This window comes from Lactobacillus bombicola, assembly GCF_900112665.1.
GTDB lineage: Bacteria > Bacillota > Bacilli > Lactobacillales > Lactobacillaceae > Lactobacillus > Lactobacillus bombicola.
The window spans coordinates 322,566-341,186 of record NZ_FOMN01000001.1; the positions used below are offsets into that span (position 1 = coordinate 322,566).

17 protein-coding genes and 2 pseudogenes are annotated in these 18,621 nt (G+C 34.8%); 4 read left to right on the forward strand and 15 right to left on the reverse strand.

The features are described from left to right. Positions 1–14: 14 nt before the first annotated feature. The 4 genes from BM203_RS01525 to BM203_RS01540 form a co-directional block, all read right to left on the reverse strand. Complete coding sequence (locus BM203_RS01525; RefSeq protein ID WP_090092197.1) at positions 15–740, reverse strand: undecaprenyl pyrophosphate synthase; 726 nt, start codon at positions 738–740, stop codon at positions 15–17. A gap of 3 nt (positions 741–743) precedes the next feature. Next, positions 744–1,301 (reverse strand): ribosome recycling factor, encoded by a 558-nt coding sequence (frr, locus tag BM203_RS01530; RefSeq protein ID WP_090092199.1) that lies wholly within the window; start codon positions 1,299–1,301, stop codon positions 744–746. Further along, positions 1,294–2,025 carry a UMP kinase gene (gene pyrH, locus BM203_RS01535; protein ID WP_090092200.1) on the reverse strand — a complete coding sequence of 244 codons (732 nt, stop codon included), beginning with the start codon at positions 2,023–2,025 and terminating at the stop codon, positions 1,294–1,296. The genes frr and pyrH overlap by 8 nt, the downstream gene beginning before the upstream one ends. A 142-nt stretch (positions 2,026–2,167) precedes the next feature. Further along, the gene (locus BM203_RS01540) at positions 2,168–3,073 is read right to left on the reverse strand and encodes an ROK family protein (RefSeq protein ID WP_090092202.1); all 906 of its coding nucleotides are present in this window, start codon (positions 3,071–3,073) and stop codon (positions 2,168–2,170) included. Positions 3,074–3,668: 595 nt separating this feature from the next. On the opposite strand from BM203_RS01540, the gene BM203_RS01545 reads away from it, so the two are divergent. Next, entirely contained in the window at positions 3,669–3,884 is a 216-nt protein-coding gene (locus tag BM203_RS01545) for a hypothetical protein (RefSeq protein ID WP_090092204.1), read from the forward strand. A 49-nt stretch (positions 3,885–3,933) separates the two neighbouring features. After that, a pseudogene (locus tag BM203_RS01550) lies at positions 3,934–4,450 on the forward strand (family 1 glycosylhydrolase); the annotation flags it as partial. Positions 4,451–4,527: 77 nt separating this feature from the next. Here the strand turns inward: BM203_RS01550 and tsf are convergent. The 3 genes from tsf to BM203_RS01565 all read right to left on the reverse strand — a co-directional run bounded on the left by tsf (position 4,528) and on the right by BM203_RS01565 (position 7,381). Next, positions 4,528–5,403: a translation elongation factor Ts gene (gene tsf / locus BM203_RS01555; protein ID WP_090092206.1), complete on the reverse strand. Its 876-nt coding sequence runs from the start codon at positions 5,401–5,403 to the stop codon at positions 4,528–4,530. 23 nt (positions 5,404–5,426) lie between these two features. After that, positions 5,427–6,197: a 30S ribosomal protein S2 gene (gene rpsB / locus BM203_RS01560; protein WP_165777865.1), complete on the reverse strand. Its 771-nt coding sequence runs from the start codon at positions 6,195–6,197 to the stop codon at positions 5,427–5,429. A gap of 152 nt (positions 6,198–6,349) precedes the next feature. Further along, positions 6,350–7,381, reverse strand: a complete 1,032-nt coding sequence (locus tag BM203_RS01565; protein ID WP_090092210.1) for a GIY-YIG nuclease family protein — start codon at positions 7,379–7,381, stop codon at positions 6,350–6,352. A gap of 58 nt (positions 7,382–7,439) precedes the next feature. Here BM203_RS01565 and BM203_RS01570 point away from each other — a divergent pair, with 58 nt between their 5' ends. Continuing rightward, the gene (locus BM203_RS01570; RefSeq protein ID WP_090092211.1) at positions 7,440–8,054 is read left to right on the forward strand and encodes a lysophospholipid acyltransferase family protein; all 615 of its coding nucleotides are present in this window, start codon (positions 7,440–7,442) and stop codon (positions 8,052–8,054) included. 91 nt (positions 8,055–8,145) lie between these two features. Continuing rightward, positions 8,146–9,321 carry an SAM-dependent methyltransferase gene (locus tag BM203_RS01575; RefSeq protein ID WP_090092213.1) on the forward strand — a complete coding sequence of 392 codons (1,176 nt, stop codon included), beginning with the start codon at positions 8,146–8,148 and terminating at the stop codon, positions 9,319–9,321. Positions 9,322–9,368: 47 nt separating this feature from the next. On the opposite strand, the gene BM203_RS01580 is transcribed toward BM203_RS01575, so the two are convergent. The 8 genes and pseudogenes from BM203_RS01580 to araD all read right to left on the reverse strand — a co-directional run. Beyond that, positions 9,369–10,769, reverse strand: coding sequence for an FAD-binding oxidoreductase (locus tag BM203_RS01580; protein WP_090092215.1), 1,401 nt, complete (start codon positions 10,767–10,769; stop codon positions 9,369–9,371). Positions 10,770–10,875: 106 nt separating this feature from the next. Then, positions 10,876–11,913 carry an aldose epimerase family protein gene (locus BM203_RS01585; RefSeq protein ID WP_090092217.1) on the reverse strand — a complete coding sequence of 346 codons (1,038 nt, stop codon included), beginning with the start codon at positions 11,911–11,913 and terminating at the stop codon, positions 10,876–10,878. Between the two features lie 73 nt (positions 11,914–11,986). After that, positions 11,987–13,411 (reverse strand): L-arabinose isomerase, encoded by a 1,425-nt coding sequence (gene araA / locus BM203_RS01590; protein ID WP_090092218.1) that lies wholly within the window; start codon positions 13,409–13,411, stop codon positions 11,987–11,989. A gap of 70 nt (positions 13,412–13,481) precedes the next feature. Next, positions 13,482–14,633, reverse strand: a complete 1,152-nt coding sequence (locus BM203_RS01595) for a sialidase family protein (RefSeq protein ID WP_090092220.1) — start codon at positions 14,631–14,633, stop codon at positions 13,482–13,484. A 70-nt stretch (positions 14,634–14,703) separates the two neighbouring features. After that, on the reverse strand, positions 14,704–16,209 hold the full coding sequence (gene arfA / locus BM203_RS01600; RefSeq protein WP_407656041.1) for an arabinosylfuranosidase ArfA: 1,506 nt from the start codon (positions 16,207–16,209) through the stop codon (positions 14,704–14,706). Positions 16,210–16,217: 8 nt separating this feature from the next. Further along, on the reverse strand, positions 16,218–17,501 hold the full coding sequence (locus BM203_RS01605; RefSeq protein WP_090092221.1) for an oligosaccharide MFS transporter: 1,284 nt from the start codon (positions 17,499–17,501) through the stop codon (positions 16,218–16,220). A gap of 14 nt (positions 17,502–17,515) precedes the next feature. Next, positions 17,516–18,487 carry a glycoside hydrolase family 43 protein gene (locus BM203_RS01610; protein ID WP_090092223.1) on the reverse strand — a complete coding sequence of 324 codons (972 nt, stop codon included), beginning with the start codon at positions 18,485–18,487 and terminating at the stop codon, positions 17,516–17,518. 25 nt (positions 18,488–18,512) lie between these two features. Further along, a pseudogene (araD, locus tag BM203_RS08300) lies at positions 18,513–18,621 on the reverse strand (L-ribulose-5-phosphate 4-epimerase); the annotation flags it as partial.

Below are 18,621 nucleotides of genomic sequence, written 5' to 3' on the forward strand. Positions count from 1 at the left end.
TTTACCTAACTACCTTATTCATCAAGTTTACCAAATCGACGATGACGATTTTCAAAGTCGTTGACAAATTCTTGTAAATCATTTTTATTAAAATCCGGCCAATTTTTCGAACTAAAAGCCAATTCAGAATAAGCAAGTTGCCAAAGCATAAAATTAGAAATTCTTTGTTCGCCAGAAGTTCTAATTAACAAGTCTGGTTCTTGAAATTTACCAAAATTAGCGGTCATTAAATGTTGAGCAATCATTTTTTCATCAATCTGTGCACTAGTTAATTGCCCCATTTCAATTAGAGACCCTAATTCTTGCATAGCTGTTAGAATCTCTCTTCTTGAGCCGTAATTAAAAGCAAAATTCAAGATTAATCCGGTATTATTAGCTGTTTCAGCCATTGCCTGTTGTACAACATCGTATGTTTTACTTGGCAATTCGTCAAGATAGCCCATAATGTTAACCTTAACATTATTTTCCATTAGCGTAGGCATAAACTTATCAAAAAAGCGTACTGGTAAATTCATTAAATACGCAACTTCTTCTTTGGGACGAGCCCAATTTTCAGTTGAGAAGGCGTACAATGATAGAACTCTAATTCCCAGTTCATTAGCGGCTAAGGTAATACGTTCGACATTATACATTCCTTCTCGATGCCCCATAATGCGTTGCTTACCTTGTTGTGTAGCCCATCGCCCGTTGCCATCCATAATAATGGCAAGATGGTTTAACTGATTCCTTTTTTCTACCATTACTTATCCTTGAGTAATTTCTTTTCGTTTTTTATCTGCTAACACATCGATGTTTTTAGTTGCTTCATCAGTAACCTTTTGAACCTGCTTTTCTAAGTTTCGCTGTTCATCTTCAGTTATTTCATCATCTTTTTGCAATTTTTTCAAACTATTCATTGCATCGCGACGCACATTTCTAACCGCAATTTTACCTTCTTCAGCCATTTTATTTACTTCTTTAGCAATTTCTTGACGCCTTTCTCCAGTCAATTGCGGAATTACTAACCGAATAACTTTACCATCATTGGCTGGGGTTAGCCCCAGGTTAGAAGCTAACAAAGCATGTTCGATATTATCAATACTAGTTTGATCATATGGTGTAATCAATAGCACACGTGGTTCGGGAATTGTTACACTGGACATTTGTGTTAAAGGCGTTGGGGCACCATAATAGTCAACTTTAATTCCATCTAAAATCGCTGCATTGGCAACCCCAGCTCTAACCGTGCCCAGATTCTTTTCAAAAACATGAATCGATTTATCCATATTTTCCTTTGCCTTATTAATAACTTCGTTACTCATTTTTTCCTCCTTCAATCATTGTACCAATATTTTCACCCATGACAGCTCGCTTAATATTACCTTCAGTATTAACGTTAAATACAATTAGAGGTATATTTGTATCCATTGAAAGTGAGCTTGCCGTTCGATCCATAACTTTTAAGTTCTTTGAAATAACATCAAGTTGGGTCAACTCAGTATATTTAGTGGCATTAGGATCAATTTTGGGATCAGCAGTATAAACACCATCAACACCGTTTTTGGCCATTAAAATTACATCTGCACCAATTTCTGCTGCCCGAAGAGCTGCCGTTGTATCAGTTGAAAAATATGGGTTACCAGTACCTCCACCCATAATAATTACGCGTCCTTTTTCTAAATGACGAATTGCTTTTCTTCTAATATATGGCTCAGCAATTTGTCTCATTTCAATTGAAGTTTGCAATCTAGTAGGAACACCTACATGTTCTAATCCATCTTGAAGTGCTAAACCGTTCATTATGGTAGCTAACATCCCCATATAATCAGCTTGAGAGCGTTCCATTCCTAGCTTAGCACCAGTTTCACCGCGCCACATATTGCCACCACCACAAACAATGCCAATTTCGACGCCTAAGTCGTGAACCGCCTTTATTTCTTGTGCTAAATGACTGATAACTGTAGGATCAATTCCCGTACCTTTAGTTCCAGCTAATGCTTCACCGGAAATTTTTAAAACGACTCGCTTATATTTAACTTCAGTCATGACAACCTCCTCTATTAACTTAAATTATTCTACCATATAAAGCATACAAATGTAGTACATCAAAACAGCCGGATTCAGTAACCAACCTTAACTAACTTATTTTAACAAAAAATCCATTCCTAAAGAATGGACTTTCACAATATTATTTTTCATTATTGACTTGCAACAATAGATTATAAAGCGCCCCATAAAGATTCGAATCATTTCTAAACTTGGCAGAAACGATATTAGGTTTGACTAAAGTTTGACCAATAATTGGGTTATCTATTGTAGTAAAACGGTCGTAGGCTGCATTAATTTCCTCGATTAAAATTGATTGTGCACTAATACCACCACCAATTGCTACTTTATTAATATCAATAACCGTTTGCAGATTTAAAATTAGAATTGCAATTTTTAAACAATACTCATTAAAAATTGCCACAGCTTCTGGAACTTGATTTTTTATTGCGGCAAAAGCATACTTACCATCAGTCTCATCTTGATAGTGCAGCACCTGATTAATTTTTCTAATAAACTGCACAGCTGAACCGCGATATGCCATACTACCCAGCATTGTCTTTGCCTGCGAACTATCACAAATCATAAAGCTCAATTCTCCAGCTTGTGCATGTACCCCAGATAATAAATGACCATCAATCATGATGCCACCACCAACTGCCGTACCCAAAGTAATAGCGGCACAATTCTTTTCCCCTTTTAGATTACCTAACCAACTTTCTGCTAAAATGCTTGCTTTTCCGTCGTTAATTACTGCTACTGGAAAATCATATTTATCGCCATATACTTGTGCAAAATCAATGCCATCTAAAAAAGGTAGCGCCCCACCAAAGCAAATTTTTGTTTTATCAATTTTACCAGGAGCGCAAACTGCCAGCCCCTTCAGGTTAGCTACATCTTGTTGGATTATCTTATCGATACTATTAAGAAAATCAACTTTATTTTTTGAAGTTTCAATTTTACCCTTATTAATAATTTTCCCAGATGAACTTAAATGGGCGTACTTAACTTCAGTACCGCCAATATCAATGCTTAAATAGTTTTTCATAATTTTCTTTCATTTATAACTTTCTAATATCTTAATTAGATTCTATAATTTTACAATAGAAAAAGTAAAAATAACAACTGAAAGAATAAACTTAATGGTAAAACTTTTCATGTTTCTTACTTTATAATTAGCTGTTTTCTTCAATTTTAACCATACATTCAATGATTAACTCGACAAAAAGAGAAACTAATGACTGGATATCAAATGAAGCGTCATAGACAAATGACTACCTGGCAAAACAATTAAATGCCTAAAGTCTTTTCTGAGACTCGCATCTGGATTAAAAGTAACTAAATAAGTTATGATCAGACTTAGATTTTCACTTAAAGATATTACCAGAACAAATAAAAAAATTTAGAAGATATTGATAAAATCCTAGGTGTTGTGTGTGCAGGTGAGTAATACCTAGAATTTTAGGGTCAAACTTACTTCCAACTTATAGTGCAGTCGTTCAAAACTTTAACTTAACTACAGAAAAACCTGTCAATGAAAATCTTGATAACCCAGCAAATATCTAGCAAAACGTTGGTAGTAAAACCATAGGGTTTATTCCAGCAGCATTACTCCAATGATCCCAGGACTTATCGCAGGAGGAATGATCAAAGTAGTTTTGATCTTAATTACTACATTTGTTAATTCAAATTTTGTTAAAACCTCTAGTTATATGCTACTTTCTGCTATCGGAGATGCCCCTATTTACTTCATGCCAATTGTAGTCGCATATGGCGCTACAACCAAATTAGTTGGAACGCCAACACTTTTTACCCTCCCGGTAAGAATTTTGAATTATGAGACTTCCTTATGGAATTAGTGGTCTAAACAAGATTAAAATGGAAGCTGAAGATATAACTACACTTAAAAATAGTCAATTGGATTTTATTGCCTTTAGCTATTACCGTTCGACCATTTCAAAAACCGGTGATTCTTGGTTTAATATCGGTGTATTTACCTAATCCATATTTAAAAGTAACCAAATGGTTATGGGGACTCGATCCTCTTGGCTTACGCTATACAATGAACATGATTTATGATCGAATTCAAAAACCAATCTTTATTGTAGAAAATGGCTTAGGAGCTATTGATCAGCTAGACGAAAATAATTATGTAGAAGATAATTATCGAATTGACTACTTACAGAAACATCTTTCAGCAATGGCTGATGCAATTAATATTAACAAAGTTCATGTATTGGCTATACCATGTGGGCTCCAATTGATTTGATTTCACTTTCAACCGAAGAAATGAAAAAAAGATATGGCTTTGTATATGTAGATATGGATGACTTAGGAAATGGTGGTTTAAAAAGAATTCCAAAAAAATCGTTTAAATGGATAAAAAAACATAATCAAAACTAATGGAAAAGCATTAGATAATTAGTTCAAATTAACCAATAATTGTAATAAATAAAAAAGGGGGTCTCTTTTAGAGACATCCCCTATTTATTTATACCCGACTTACTTCATTTGTTCTTGTACTTCAGCCGCAAAATCTTCTTGTTTCTTTTCAATACCTTCGCCCACTTCGTAGCGAGTAAATGCAACTACTTCACAACCTACTGATTTAGCGTACTCAGCAACTGTCATATCGCCATCCTTAACGTAAGGTTGATCAACCAAGCAAATTTCACTTAAGTACTTATTAACCCGACCTTCAACAATCTTAGGAATAATGTTAGCAGGCTTGCCTTCATTTTCAGTTTCCTTAGTAAAGACTTCTTTTTGACGATCAAAGTCAGCCTTTGGCACTGATTCTTTATTCAAATATTCAGGATTTATTGCTGCTACGTGCATTGCAATATTCTTAGCTGCTTCTTCGTTATCACCCTTTAAAGTAACAACAGCAACAATTGCACCACCGTTATGCTTGTATGCGCCAAAGACTTCATCATCATTCTTAGAAATCAAGTCAAATCTTCTTAAAGTGATCTTTTCACCAATGACAGCCGTTAAGTTAGTAATCTCATCACCAATAGTTGAGTCACCCATAGGTGCCTTCAATGCTTCTTCGACATTTGCTGGTTTAGCACTTAAAATTGCCTTAGTAACGTCATCAACTAATTTAATAAACTTATCGTTTGATGAAACAAAATCAGTTTCGGAGTTAATCTCAACTAAAACAGCATCGTTGCCTTCAAATGCAAATTCAGCTAGACCTTCAGCTGCGATACGACCACTCTTTTTAGCAGCTTTAGCAACACCATTTTCTCTTAAGATATCAATTGCCTTTTCCACATCTCCGTTAGCTTCAACTAAAGCCTTCTTGGAGTCCATCATACCGGCACCAGTACGATCACGTAACTCTTTAACTTGTTTAGCAGTAATGTTAGCCATTAAAGTTTCCTTCCAAATAAAAACTAATTTTCATCTGAAACTTCTTCAGTTTCAGTAACTTCTTCGCTACTCTCAGTCAATTCAGTTTCAACTTTTTCTTCATTATCATCTTGACCTTGCTTACCTTCAATAACAGCATCAGCCATTGCGCCTGAAATTAGACGGATAGCACGGATAGCATCATCATTTGAAGGGATAACAACATCAACTGGATCCGGATCAGTATTAGTATCAACCATAGCAACAACCGGAATACCTAAAATATTAGCTTCATGAACTGCAATCTTTTCCTTCTTAGGATCAACTACAAATAATACATCAGGAATTCTTGGCATATCTTCAATACCACCTAAGAATCTCTCTAATTTATCCATTTCTTTAGTAAGAAGTGAAGCTTCCTTCTTTGGTAATCTGTCAAAAGTACCATCTTCTGACATCTTCTTTAAGTCTTTAAGTCTTTGTACTCGGCTTTGGATTGTCTTCCAGTTAGTTAAAGTACCACCTAGCCAACGTTGGTTAACATAATATTGACCAGCACGAGTGGCTTCTTCAGCAATTGAATCTTGCGCTTGCTTCTTAGTACCAACAAATAAAATAACACCATTATTTTGAGCAACAGCTCTAATAAAGTCATGCGCATCATCTAGCATCTTGATTGTCTTTTGCAAATCAATAATGTAGATGCCATTTCTTTGCGTGAAGATGTATGGAGCCATCTTAGGATCCCATCTTCTAGTTTGGTGTCCAAAGTGAACACCAGCTTCAAGTAATTGTTTCATTGAAACTACTGACATAATAAATTCCTCCTATGGTTTTGTTCCTCTCAAGCGGTCATTTTAACGATTCACCAATGTCTGGCACCAAAACGTTAATCGCCCTTGATGTTTTATCCATGTACTTATAGCACACTAGAAAATGATACTAAATTTTTATTAAAGATGCAAGACTAAAAGTCAACACGGTGTTCCCTTAAAAAATCTTCCTTCCATTGTCTGGAGTGGTGTTTAAACCAGTATTCACGTTTAAGAGCCAACTTTTTATCAGCAAACTTTTCGTGGTAAATCAGCTTGACCGGTCGACGTGCCTTGGTATATTTAGCACCCTTACCATCATTATGTGCTGTTAAGCGTTTTTGTAAATCATCAGTAAAACCGCCATAAAAACTATTGTCATTACATAATAGAACATAAAAGTAATATGTTTTTTGTGCTCGCTTATCCTCTGAATTGGGATTTGGCTCATGAATAATATACTGGATTGCAGGCAAATAATTTCCCTGTTCATCATGTACCTCAATTGCATCTTTTAAAATCAACCCATCTGTCCCTGTATGTTTAACCGCTTCAATAACAATCAAGTTACTATTTTCACCGCGGTGAGAAACATATGGCTGAACCACTTTTATACTAAGGTCGTGTTTCATACAAAAATAAGCAATTTCATTTAAGCGCTCTGGGCGATGCACCATAAATAATTTGCCCTTCATTTTAAGCAAACTGCTAGCAGAAGAAATTATTTCTTCTAAATTAATTAATATCTCATGGCGAGCAATTGCCTTCTGTCGCTCAGGATTAATTTTATGATTTTCGACAACTTTAAAATAAGGTGGATTAACCACCACCAGATCATAAGAATCTTTAGGTAAGAAAACAGCTACATCTTTAACATTTTTTTGATAAACGGTTATGCGGTTTTCCATATGATTCAACTCAATTGAACGTCTAGCTTGAGAAACAATTTCAGGTTGAATTTCTACTGCATCGTATTTAGCTCGATTAAAATATGCCATATACATTGTTGCTGCACAATTACCAGCACAAAGATCAGCCACCTTAGATCGATCACGAATTGATTCTTTTGCCATTGCAGCTAATAATAACGTATCAAGTGAAAAACTAAAGGAACTTTTGTCCTGAATAATCTTTAAATTGTCACTATACATATAATCTATGCGCTCATTTTTTTCCAAATTTACCATAAAATTTTATCCTCTTCAAAAGCTTTGTTATAATATTTTACATCAAATGGAGGAAATTATGTTTTATCATTTTATTCGCGCCGTTGCCCGGTTTATTGTTTGGGTAATTAACGGTCACTTACACGTTAACCATAAAAATCGCATTCCTGAAGGAAACTATATTTTAGCTGCACCCCATCGAACATGGTGGGAACCAATTTTATTTGCTTTAGCTGCAAGCCCTGCAGAATTTATGTTCATGGCCAAAATCGAACTATTTAAATTCCCACCATTGCGCTTCATCCTTAAGCATGCTCACGCTTTTGCAGTAGATCGACAAAATCCCGGTCCCTCTGCAATCAAAACACCTATTAAGGGATTAAAAGAAAAAAATTATTCATTAATTATTTTTCCATCTGGTACACGCCATTCTTCCGAACTAAAAGGTGGCACCATTGCAATCGCCAAATTGTCCGGTAAACCAATTGTTCCCGTCGTTTATCAAGGACCATTGACCTTTATAGGGGTATTGAAGCGGCAACCACTTGAAATTTGCTTTGGTGATCCTATTCAAATTGATCGTAAAATCAAATTAACTCATGAAAATGAAAAAATTTTAGATAACCAGTTACAAACTGCTTGGGAAAAGTTAGATTATGAACAAGATCCAGCTTTTCATTATCAACCAAAATAAAAGATAAAAGAGATCGAGTTCATAATGAATTCGATCTCTTTTTTTAGTGTTAGAATAAAAATAGTGACAACGGAATGGAGGTATTCGAAAATTGTTAGAAAAAACATTTTATCGAACAATGTTGAGCAAGTCTTTTCCCTTCCCTGTAAAAGTAACTTATTGGGACGGAAAAAGTGAAATTTATGGAAATGGCACGCCAAATATTGAAATTATTTTTAATGAAGAAATTCCTGTGTCTTCTATTACTAATAATGCTTCACTGGCTTTGGGTGAAGCTTATATGAATAAAAAAATTGAAATCAAAGGTAATATCCAACACTTGATTTTGGGAGCTTATGAAAGTGCTGGTAGTTTTATGCGCTCAAGTAAATTTCGTAAATTTTTACCACATGAAAAGCATACGGAAGCTCAAAGTGAAAAAGATGTTCAAAGCCATTATGATATTGGGAATGACTTTTATAAATTATGGTTAGATCCTACCCTTACTTATTCTTGTGCATATTTTGATGAAGACAATAAGGATGATTTAGAAAAAGCCCAAATAGCTAAAATCAATCATATTCTTGAAAAGTTACATCCCCAAAAAGGTAAAACGCTACTTGACATTGGCTGCGGCTGGGGAACCTTAATGCTGACCGCTGCTAAAAAATATGGTCTGAAGGTTACGGGAGTAACGTTAAGCGAAGAGCAATATAAATTCGTACAAAAGAAAATTTATGATCAAAATATGCAAGACATGGCTGAAGTTAAACTAGAAGATTATCGCGAATTAGGTAACCAAGAATGGGACTATATTACCTCCGTAGGTATGTTTGAACATGTTGGGCAAGAAAACTTAGGTCAATATTTTAACGATGTCGCTAAATATCTAAAAAAAGACGGCATTGCCTTAATTCATGGTATTACCCGTCAACAAGGTGGGGCAAAAAATGCTTGGATTAACAAATATATCTTTCCTGGTGGCTACGTTCCAGGTTTAGGCGAAAATATCAATCATATTGTGGCTAGTGGTTTACAAATTGATGACTTAGAAATGCTACGCCGTCACTACCAACGAACATTAGAGATATGGGATGAAAATTTTAATAAACAACGTAATCTTATTCAAAAGAAAATGGGTGAGCGGTTTACTAGAATGTGGGATTTATACTTGCAAGCCTGTGCAGCCTCTTTTGAATCTGGCAATATTGATGTAGTCCAGTATCTACTAACCAAAGGACCATCAGGTGAAAATCTACCGATGACTAGGAGATACATGATTAAATAACATTTATTTAAAAAAGGTATGGCTTAACCATACCTTTTTTGGTCTTTTCAAAGATTAAAAATCTTAGCTGGATTTAAAACGTTTTTCGGATCAAATAAATTTTTAATTTGTCGTAATAAGTCAGTATATTCTTTACCATAAAAGTCTTCATAGTTATTAGCACGGGCAAAGCCAATACCATGTTCGCCGGACATATTACCATCATAAGATTTAGCAGTTTTATAAAGTTCAGAAATAACTTTAGCGTTTATTTTTTTATATTCATTATCGGTTAAGTTATCTGAACAAAGATAAATATGTAAGTTGCCATCACCTGCGTGACCAAAATTAGGGATACGAATTTTTAATTCACTTTCCAATTCGGCAATTCGTTTTAAAACATCTGGAATATGATTAATTGGCACACAAATATCAATTTCATCCATTTTGGGAGTCGATTTTTGGATTGCAAGCAAAAGTTGTTCCCGACATTGCCAAATTTTCTGAGCTTCTTTTGAATCAGCTGCTAAAATTATTGCATCCTCAGCCTTAAAGTCTTTTACTACTGTTAGTGTTTGCTTTAATTGAGCTTGCCATTCTTCATCAGTAAATGAATCTAGACCGATAATAAGGAAGCCGTCTCCATTTGAAATTGGAAATTGCTCATTAGAATATTCCTCCCATAATTCTATTACTTTCCGCCCCATGAATTCAACTGTTGTCGGCACGACGCCTGATGCTAAAATTGCCGGAACAGACTTGATTGCATCATTTAATGTAGGATATGGAATGATGGCATTAATTGACTTACGTGGTTTAGGATAAAGTCTCATCGTAATTTCAGTTATAACACCCAACGTGCCTTCAGCACCAATAATTAAGTCTTTTAATGAATAACCCGATGAAGACTTTACTGCTTTTGAACCAAATTTATATAGCTGACCATTAGTTAAAACAACTTTTAACTCCCGAATATGTTCCCTAGTAACACCATACTTAATTGCTTTAAGTCCCCCAGCATTTGTCGATACATTACCTCCGAGTGTTGCCCAATGCATCGCTGGCGCTGGCATGTAAGTAAATGGCTTATCTGCAAGGTATTCTTCAATATCTTTTAGTCTAATACCAGCTTGAACTGTCATAGTCAATCCTTTCGGATCATATTCTAGAACCCGATTCATTTTAACCATATCTAAAGATATGCCACCCTTAACAGTTAAGTTGGCTCCCATTAAGCCAGTGGAGTTTCCCCTAGCTACAATAGGAATATTATTATCATTAGCATATTTAACAACGTTTATTACTTCTTCATTATTTACTGGCTGAATAACTAAATCAGGCATAGCCGTAATTGTTTTGAATTGATCATGATCCCAGTGCTGCGTTGGATTAGTAATAAATTGATCTGCTTCTGAGATAAATCTAGATAAATTAGCGCAATCAGCTTGAGTAATTTCATGGTACTTCATGGTATATTCCTTTTCATTTCTAAATTTACAAATTAACTTACCTAGTAAATTTATCTTTTTATGTAAGCGGTGTCAATAATAAAGAAATAAATTAAAATAGCCAATCTTATTTTTGCGTAAAGGTAAATACTATTTCATGACTTTTTGTTGTATTTGCTGGCAAAACAATATTACCAAAATCGTCATTATTAATTGCGTCAGGCAATGTTTGTGCCTCTAATGCCACTGCTTCACTAGGTTGAGCAAATTTACCTCCATCACGTATAAACTTAACCCCCGGTTGATTTTGCGACATAGTATACACAACTAAGCAATTACTATCGCTAGATATTGTTATTGCTCGACCACTTGTCTGTTCACTTAAAACTGCAACTGGTCGTAAATTAGTGCTTGCTCCATCAATGACAAAGGCATCGTCAAAGCCATTATTCTTACTTATGGCAGATTCAAGATTTTGAAAGTCGCGAAAATCATAGGGAGTATTTTCAACCGCAAGCATATTTCCTGTTGGGATTAATTCCGTATCTAATTCTAAATATTGTGTACTATTAATTTTTAATTTATGTGAAGCTAAATTAGGCTGGTCACTCAAGTTAAAATACGCATGGCAAGTTGGGTTGAATAATGTCGATTTCGAACCACCTTTAGCCGTATACAAAATCATTACTTGATTTTGATTATTTAGTGTATATTTAATCTCTACATTAAGATCCCCAGGAAACCCATCAATCTTTTCGCTGATTTTATTGCTAAAAATCACGCTAACACTATTATGCTCTTTTTGGGTAGTTATCTTCCAATTCAAAAAACGGAAGCCATGATTACCACCATGTAAAGTATTGCCATTCTCATTAGGTAGCAATTGAACCTCTTGCTGATTTAACTTAAAATGTCCTTTTTTTATTCGCCCAGCGACCCGTCCAATTGATTGACAGCAACACAAGCCATTTGAATAATAGTCAGCACAGTGTGCAAAATTCATTATCAAATTGTGCTTATTTCCATCTTTGTCTGGTACTAAAAATTCATACCAAGTTGCCCCCATTGATAAACATGAAATTGCCACACCGCAATCGTTTTTTAGAGTAACTTTTTTAATTTCTTGAGCTTGATATTTTTCAAATTTTTGTGTAATAATTTCCATTTTTCTTCCTTACTAGCAAAATACACTACTCCAAAAAACATTGAAATAGTGTATTTATTTTTAATAATTGTCCTTACTTTATGCTACATAAATCAATACCATACATTGTAGCCAGATCGCTAACTTGCTCTTCAGTTGCCGCAAATGAAAAGACTGTATGGTGTCCACCACCTGCTTGAATCCACTGCTTAGATCCCTTTTCTAAGCCGACTTTTGGTGTCCACATTTGTTTAGCAACTGGTAAATGTGGCGTTTCTTTTTCAGCTTTATGCGCATCAACTTCATAAGTAACTAACTTAAAGTTATTTCTAAAATCTGCCAGAGTAACATCAATTGCGTCACCTTCTGAACCTGAAAATACTAAACGGGCTGGGTCGGCTTTTCCACCAATATCTAGCGGATGAACTTCAACACGTGGTTTTTCTGAAGCAATAGAAGGATCTACTTCTAACATATGTGAACCCAGAATTGCTTTATGGCCCTCACGTAAATCAAGTGTATAGTCTTCCATGAAGGCCGTCTTTTGATTATGGGTCATAATCTTAAATGTTCTAAGTAAAGCGGCTGTTTTCCAATCACCTTCACCAGCAAAGCCATAACCATCACGCATTAACAGCTGAGCTGACAATCCTTCCAATTGCTCTAAACCATGAAGATCTTCAAAGTTACTAGTAAATGCAGTGTAACCACCCCGTTCTAAGAACCGTTTTAAAGCAATGTATTGCTTCAACTGATAGCGAACCGTTTTTTCATATTCAGCTTCAGCCATATCGCCAGGAACTAAAGTATACTCATTTTTTAATTCAGCAAATTGCTCATCAATTTCTGATTCTTTCACTTTGTCCATCTCAGCAACTAAGTCACCGACACCATAATAGTCAACAGTCCAGCCCAATTGAATTTGAGCTTGAACTTTGTCTCCTTCAGTAACCCCAACATCACGCATTGTATCCCCAAAGCGACAAACCTTTAGTTTGAATGATTCGTCATATGCTACTGCTACATCTTCCCAATCAGCAATTTGCTTCATCACTTTAGGGTCTTGCCAATAACCATAAATTATTTTATTGTGCTTTTGTAAACGGGCATTAATATAGCCATATTCCCGATCACCATGGGCACTTTGATTTAAGTTCATATAATCAAAATCGATAGTGTCGTAAGGAATATAGTCTAAATATTGTGTTGCAAAATGTAATAACGGTTTTTGCAATAATTTTGTGCCCCGAATCCAGTTCTTTGCAGGTGAAAAAGTATGCATCCAAGTAATTACACCAGCAACATTATCCTGATAATTAGCTTCTTTCATAAACTTAGTAACTTCGTCAGCTGTAGTTAAAACGGCTTTAAAGACTATTTTATATGGAAGATTACCTTTTTCATTTAAACCTGCAACAATTTTCTTTGAATTTTCAGCTACTTCTTTTAATGTTTCTTCACCATACAAGTGTTGACTTCCAGCTGCAAACCAAAATTCATATTTAGGTACTTCTAACATTTTAAAAAATCTCCTTGCATTACTTATATATTTAGTGATTCACCGTAATTCACTAGATACTTTAATTTTTTTATTTAAAACTAAAAATAGTTGATGTTAAATCGTTACTATTCGGATCTGTCGGTGCCTTCAAAGGCCCACCACTTACAATTAACAAATCATCATTAGGTAAAACTGTTAGTGAACGAGAATAAGCTAAAGGAATATTGGTTTTGATATCTTGCCATGCTCTGACATCACCATTATTTTTGTTAATGTATAAGTCCCCGCTACCATCAGTATTAGCAACAATATCACCATTATGTAAAGTAACTACATAAGGTGCACCACCATAAGCTAATCTAGTTCCTTCATCGCTTGCATTCCAGTTTAAACCATCAGCAGAAATCTTGTAGTTAGTCCTCCATTCACCTGAATTAACCACTTCGTATGTCATGATATATTTACCATTCTTCATTCGAGCTACAGTAACCATACCTGGACGAGCTGCTGGTTCTTTGAATGCAACATCATCTACTTCGTTACCCCAGTTGATACCATCTTTTGATACCCGGTGTGATAGTTTTTGACTGTGAAGTGGTTTATCACGTTCATCAGAAAAATAGCAGACTAATTTATGATCAATCACGCTAACAAATGGTTCCCAAACTGGACCGTTACTTGTGGTATTAACATCAGCATGTCCACCAACAGCAACCGTACTCAGATATTGCCAACTACGGGCATGATCTTTACTAAAATATAAATCGATTGAAGTCTTACTCAAGTCATTAGGAATCGAATTGCCAGCGCAGATAATTGTTCCAGCAGGCATTTTGCCAATTTTTTCAGGTAATTCATACAAAAATGGTTGGTAGCGATTGCCCCATGGGGTGTTATTGGCTAAAAAGTTGTGGGTATCATTAATTTCACTAATTTTTTTCCAACTTTTTGCATTATTTAAACTTTCAAAAATTAAAAATGTTGGCGTACCATTCACATAGTGTTCGGATGTAGCATATAATTTGCCATTGTGACTTTTATCGGTATGAGTAGTTACAAGTCCCCTACCATACAGAAAACTTGGACTTTTAGTTCCTGGTATTTGATTTTTGCTAGCAATGGTAGTTATTGGCGTACTTGAATCAGCATTGACTTTTTCATTAATTCCACCTAGAAGTGACAATCCTAATGACGCAACTCCTAATGAAAAGAGTAGGCCTTTTCCTTTATTTAATTTCATTATTAACCTCTCAAAATTTCTTTAGTCAGATAGTAGTAAGTAACTATCTTAATTACGATTTTAGTTGCTATCAGCCATGACTGATTGCTGATAAACGAATCATGTTCCAGGAATATGGTGCAATTTTTCCATTAACACAATTCTGATTATTAACATTAATATCCTTTAAATTCTCAATTTGCATAGTTTGTTTTTCGTTAGTTTCATCTAAGTCATAGCCTGCAAATTGAGTTGCTTCTTTTAACGTAACCTGTGGAAAATCAGCTAATTTATAATCAAAATCAACTTCTTCAGCCGCTTTATTTTCAATAAATAGAACAACTTCACACTTAGATTGATTATACACAGCAGAAGAACTAACATATGGAACTACCCGATTGGAAACTGTATAATCAGCGACTTTACTATTTACCTTTAAAGCAGTTCCCTGAGCGTAATTTGCAACTTGCATAAATGGGTAAAAAATTGATTGGTACCAAATTGTTGGCGTTCCCTCATTATTAGTCACAATTGGAGCAATAACATTAATTAATTGAGCTAAACATCCAATCTTAATCCTGTCAGCATGTTTAATTAAAGTTAGTGCCAATGAACCGACCACTAGTGCATCTGCAAAAGTATAATGATCCTCTAGTAAATTAGGTGCTTGTTGCCAAGGTTTTTGTTTAGTATCAGATTCTTTTGAATGATACCAAACATTCCATTCATCCATAGCTAAATACATGGTCTTAGTCTGATGTTTGCGGGCTTTAACCGCATCACAAATTGAAATTACTTCGTTAATAAAACTATCTAAATCAATAGATGAAGATAAAAACTTCTTAATATCATGATCATTATCATCATAATATTGGTGTAATGATAAATACTCGACATCATCATAAACATTATCCAGTATCTCTTCTTCCCAGCTACCAAATGAAGGCATGGAATGTAACGAACTACCACAAGCAATCAATTCTATTGACGGGTCAATAATTCTCATTGCTTTAGCAGTTTCGTGTGCAAGTCGTCCATATTCATAGGCTGTTTTATGACCAATCTGCCACTCACCATCCATTTCGTTACCCAAGCTCCACAATTTAACATTGAACGGATTTTTTTGTCCATTTTTAATGCGAAGATTGCTCCAATAAGTACCAGCTGGGAAATTACAGTACTCAACTAGATTGCGCGCAGCGTCTATTCCTCTTGTTCCAAGATTAATAGCCATATCTGCCTGAGCATTAATTGTCTTACACCAAGTTAAAAATTCATGTAAGCCAAATTGATTAGGTTCGATACTTTTCCAAGCTAAATCTAGTCTAATTGGTCGCTTTGATTTTGGACCGATACCATCTTCCCAGTTATAACCAGAAACAAAATTCCCTCCTGGATACCGAACCAATGGTATTTTTAGCTTTTTGACTGCATCAATTACATCTCGGCGAAAACCATTTTTATCAGCTAAGGGATGATTAGGTTGATAGATTCCGTTATAAACAGATCTACCAAGTTGCTCAGTTAATGAGCCCCACATTCGGGGATCAATCTTACCAATAACCACATCTGCAGTTACTTTAAAATTAGCCTTTATCATTTCTGCTACCTCGTAGAATCAGTTGCAGAATTACTTGAACTAGCAGTTTCATCTTCAATTTCACCAGCTTGAACACGATTTTCTTTTTTTAATGTAATCGCCGCAAATAATGTAATAATAAATACAAAAATACCCATCATAACATATGTATGTTGATAACCAAAGCCATCATACATATGTCCTGCTAATGTTGAAAATATAAATACAGATATCTGTTTAGCAAAATTAGATGCTAATGAATAAACTGTTGCATATAATCTAATATCAAATGCTCCAGCAATATACTTCATAATTGATGTCAAAAGTAAAGGCATCTCTAATCCAGCAAGTAATCTAAAGAATACTACCCAGCCCCAGGTTGGTGACAGGGCTGATCCCAATATACGTATACAAGTTAAAAATCCGTATGCAATTAAACCCGTTCGTGCTCCAATTTTATTAATAATCCATGGCATTGGTATCATTAGAAAAAATTCAATTAAAGTTTGAGCTGAAGACATATAACTATATACTAATGTACCCTGCGCTGCTGTAGTAAAAAATGTCTTAAAGAAAATAATAAACTGTTGATCAAAAACATCAAAAATTGCCGAAGCTCCCATATAAAATATTGACAAGACCCAAAAATTTTTATTTTTAAAAACAGAGCCTACAATTTCCATGTTCAATGAATTTGAAGTATCACCTGCTGCAGAAGCATTATCCATATTTATCTTGTCACTAAATAACAGCAACCCCACAAATATTGTTGCTGAAATAGAACACAACCAAAAAATTGAGTCTGGTTTCCACAGAAATAGTCGACCTGCAATTAAAGAAGCCACAATACCTGCCAAAGAACCACCTAAACGTGAATGGGAGTACTCAAAGCCGTTTGCTAAACTAGCCCGTTGAACGTACTGTTCGATTACACTAACTCCACCATTTAAAACAAAGCTTAAGAATATACCTGTCACTATCGCTACTAGAAATGAATTAATTTTCATTAATGGTAAAAATGCCCATTGAAAATAAGGTCCAATAAAAATTCCAACAACTCCAATAGTTATTATTAAATCTTTCCTAAATAGTAATTTATCAGAAATAACTCCAAAAAATGGCTGAAAAATTAGTGATATACCTGCCATCATAGAAAATACAAGCCCAGACTCTGCTCCATTCAAATGTCCAACTTGTTCCATCCATAGTGTTAAATAACCATTTACTGTGGCCCAAATAAAGAAGTATGCAAAGTGGGTAAATGGAAAACCCCAAAAATGCTTATTTTCATTTTTTATTTCACTACTCATGTTTATTCCCCATCCTATTCATAATTATATGGAACTGGTTTCCCAAATACAGGCATTCCATCTTGATTCCAAGTAAATGATTGGACTTTAGTATGTCGGTTAGGATCATATAACGGATCCCCCTTAATATCTGTATAATCTCTGCAATGGTAAACTAGAATATCAGTATTTCCATCTTCTGCTTTAGTAAAAGAATTATGCCCTGGACCAAACTGACCGTGTTCTAAATCACTTTGAAACACAGGTTTTTTACTCTTATGCCAGCTATTAGGATTAAGTAGGTCATCATCATCAAGTGCATCTAACATTCCCATACAATAATTTTCATCGGTAGCACTAGCAGAATAAGTTAAAAAGAATTTATTATCGTGATGTATTACAGCAGGACCCTCATTTACCCAAAATATTTTAGTTTCCCAGTCATACTCAGGTTTAGTTAACATAACTGGTTTTGTTTTTAACGTCCATGGATTTTTCATTTGAGCAATATAAATATTAGAATTGCCTCTAATATTTGGATCTTTTTGTGCCCAAACATAGTACAACTTGTTTTTATACTCAAAACAAGTAGCATCTAACGAAAAACTATCTATTCCTGTTTTCACTTGTCCATGTTCAATCCAATTTTTTTCATCAGTAATTGGATTTTCTTCATCACATTCAATACAAAACATTCTGTGCTGAAACATTCCGTTTTTGTCAAGTTTAGTAGTTTCTGCAGCAGCAAAGTAAATAAACCATTTTTCATTAATATAATGAATCTCTGGTGCCCAAATTAATTGGCTCATTTCTCCACTATCATGTTTTCGCCAAATTGTTCTTGGAGTAGCGTGCGCTAAACCTTCAAGCGTTCTTGCCCTTCTTAACTCAATTCTGTTATAGGATGGAACTGAAGCAGTGAAATAATAGTAACCATCGGTATGCTTATAAATAAACGGATCAGCCCTTTGGATAATTAACGGATTAGTATAAATAGTGTTTGTCATAATTATTGTCTCCTAATTTAAAACTTTATTTTCTTTTCGCATGGGTCTGCGACTGGGCATTATTTTGCCCGTAATATGCTCCTTGACCATGCTTTCGATAGTAATGCTTATCTAATAAATACTGGGGCACATGA

Bases quoted from the DNA above. Each gene is read 5' to 3' on its own strand.
- BM203_RS01525 (WP_090092197.1), bottom strand. From the start codon at position 740: ATGGTAGAAAAAAGGAATCAGTTAAACCATCTTGCCATTATTATGGAT.
- frr (WP_090092199.1), bottom strand. From the start codon at position 1,301: ATGAGTAACGAAGTTATTAATAAGGCAAAGGAAAATATGGATAAATCG.
- pyrH (WP_090092200.1), bottom strand. From the start codon at position 2,025: ATGACTGAAGTTAAATATAAGCGAGTCGTTTTAAAAATTTCCGGTGAA.
- BM203_RS01540 (WP_090092202.1), bottom strand. From the start codon at position 3,073: ATGAAAAACTATTTAAGCATTGATATTGGCGGTACTGAAGTTAAGTAC.
- BM203_RS01545 (WP_090092204.1), top strand. From the start codon at position 3,669: ATGATCAAAGTAGTTTTGATCTTAATTACTACATTTGTTAATTCAAAT.
- tsf (WP_090092206.1), bottom strand. From the start codon at position 5,403: ATGGCTAACATTACTGCTAAACAAGTTAAAGAGTTACGTGATCGTACT.
- rpsB (WP_165777865.1), bottom strand. From the start codon at position 6,197: ATGTCAGTAGTTTCAATGAAACAATTACTTGAAGCTGGTGTTCACTTT.
- BM203_RS01565 (WP_090092210.1), bottom strand. From the start codon at position 7,381: ATGGTAAATTTGGAAAAAAATGAGCGCATAGATTATATGTATAGTGAC.
- BM203_RS01570 (WP_090092211.1), top strand. From the start codon at position 7,440: ATGTTTTATCATTTTATTCGCGCCGTTGCCCGGTTTATTGTTTGGGTA.
- BM203_RS01580 (WP_090092215.1), bottom strand. From the start codon at position 10,769: ATGAAGTACCATGAAATTACTCAAGCTGATTGCGCTAATTTATCTAGA.
- BM203_RS01585 (WP_090092217.1), bottom strand. From the start codon at position 11,913: ATGGAAATTATTACACAAAAATTTGAAAAATATCAAGCTCAAGAAATT.
- araA (WP_090092218.1), bottom strand. From the start codon at position 13,411: ATGTTAGAAGTACCTAAATATGAATTTTGGTTTGCAGCTGGAAGTCAA.
- BM203_RS01595 (WP_090092220.1), bottom strand. From the start codon at position 14,633: ATGAAATTAAATAAAGGAAAAGGCCTACTCTTTTCATTAGGAGTTGCG.
- BM203_RS01605 (WP_090092221.1), bottom strand. From the start codon at position 17,501: ATGAGTAGTGAAATAAAAAATGAAAATAAGCATTTTTGGGGTTTTCCA.
- BM203_RS01610 (WP_090092223.1), bottom strand. From the start codon at position 18,487: ATGACAAACACTATTTATACTAATCCGTTAATTATCCAAAGGGCTGAT.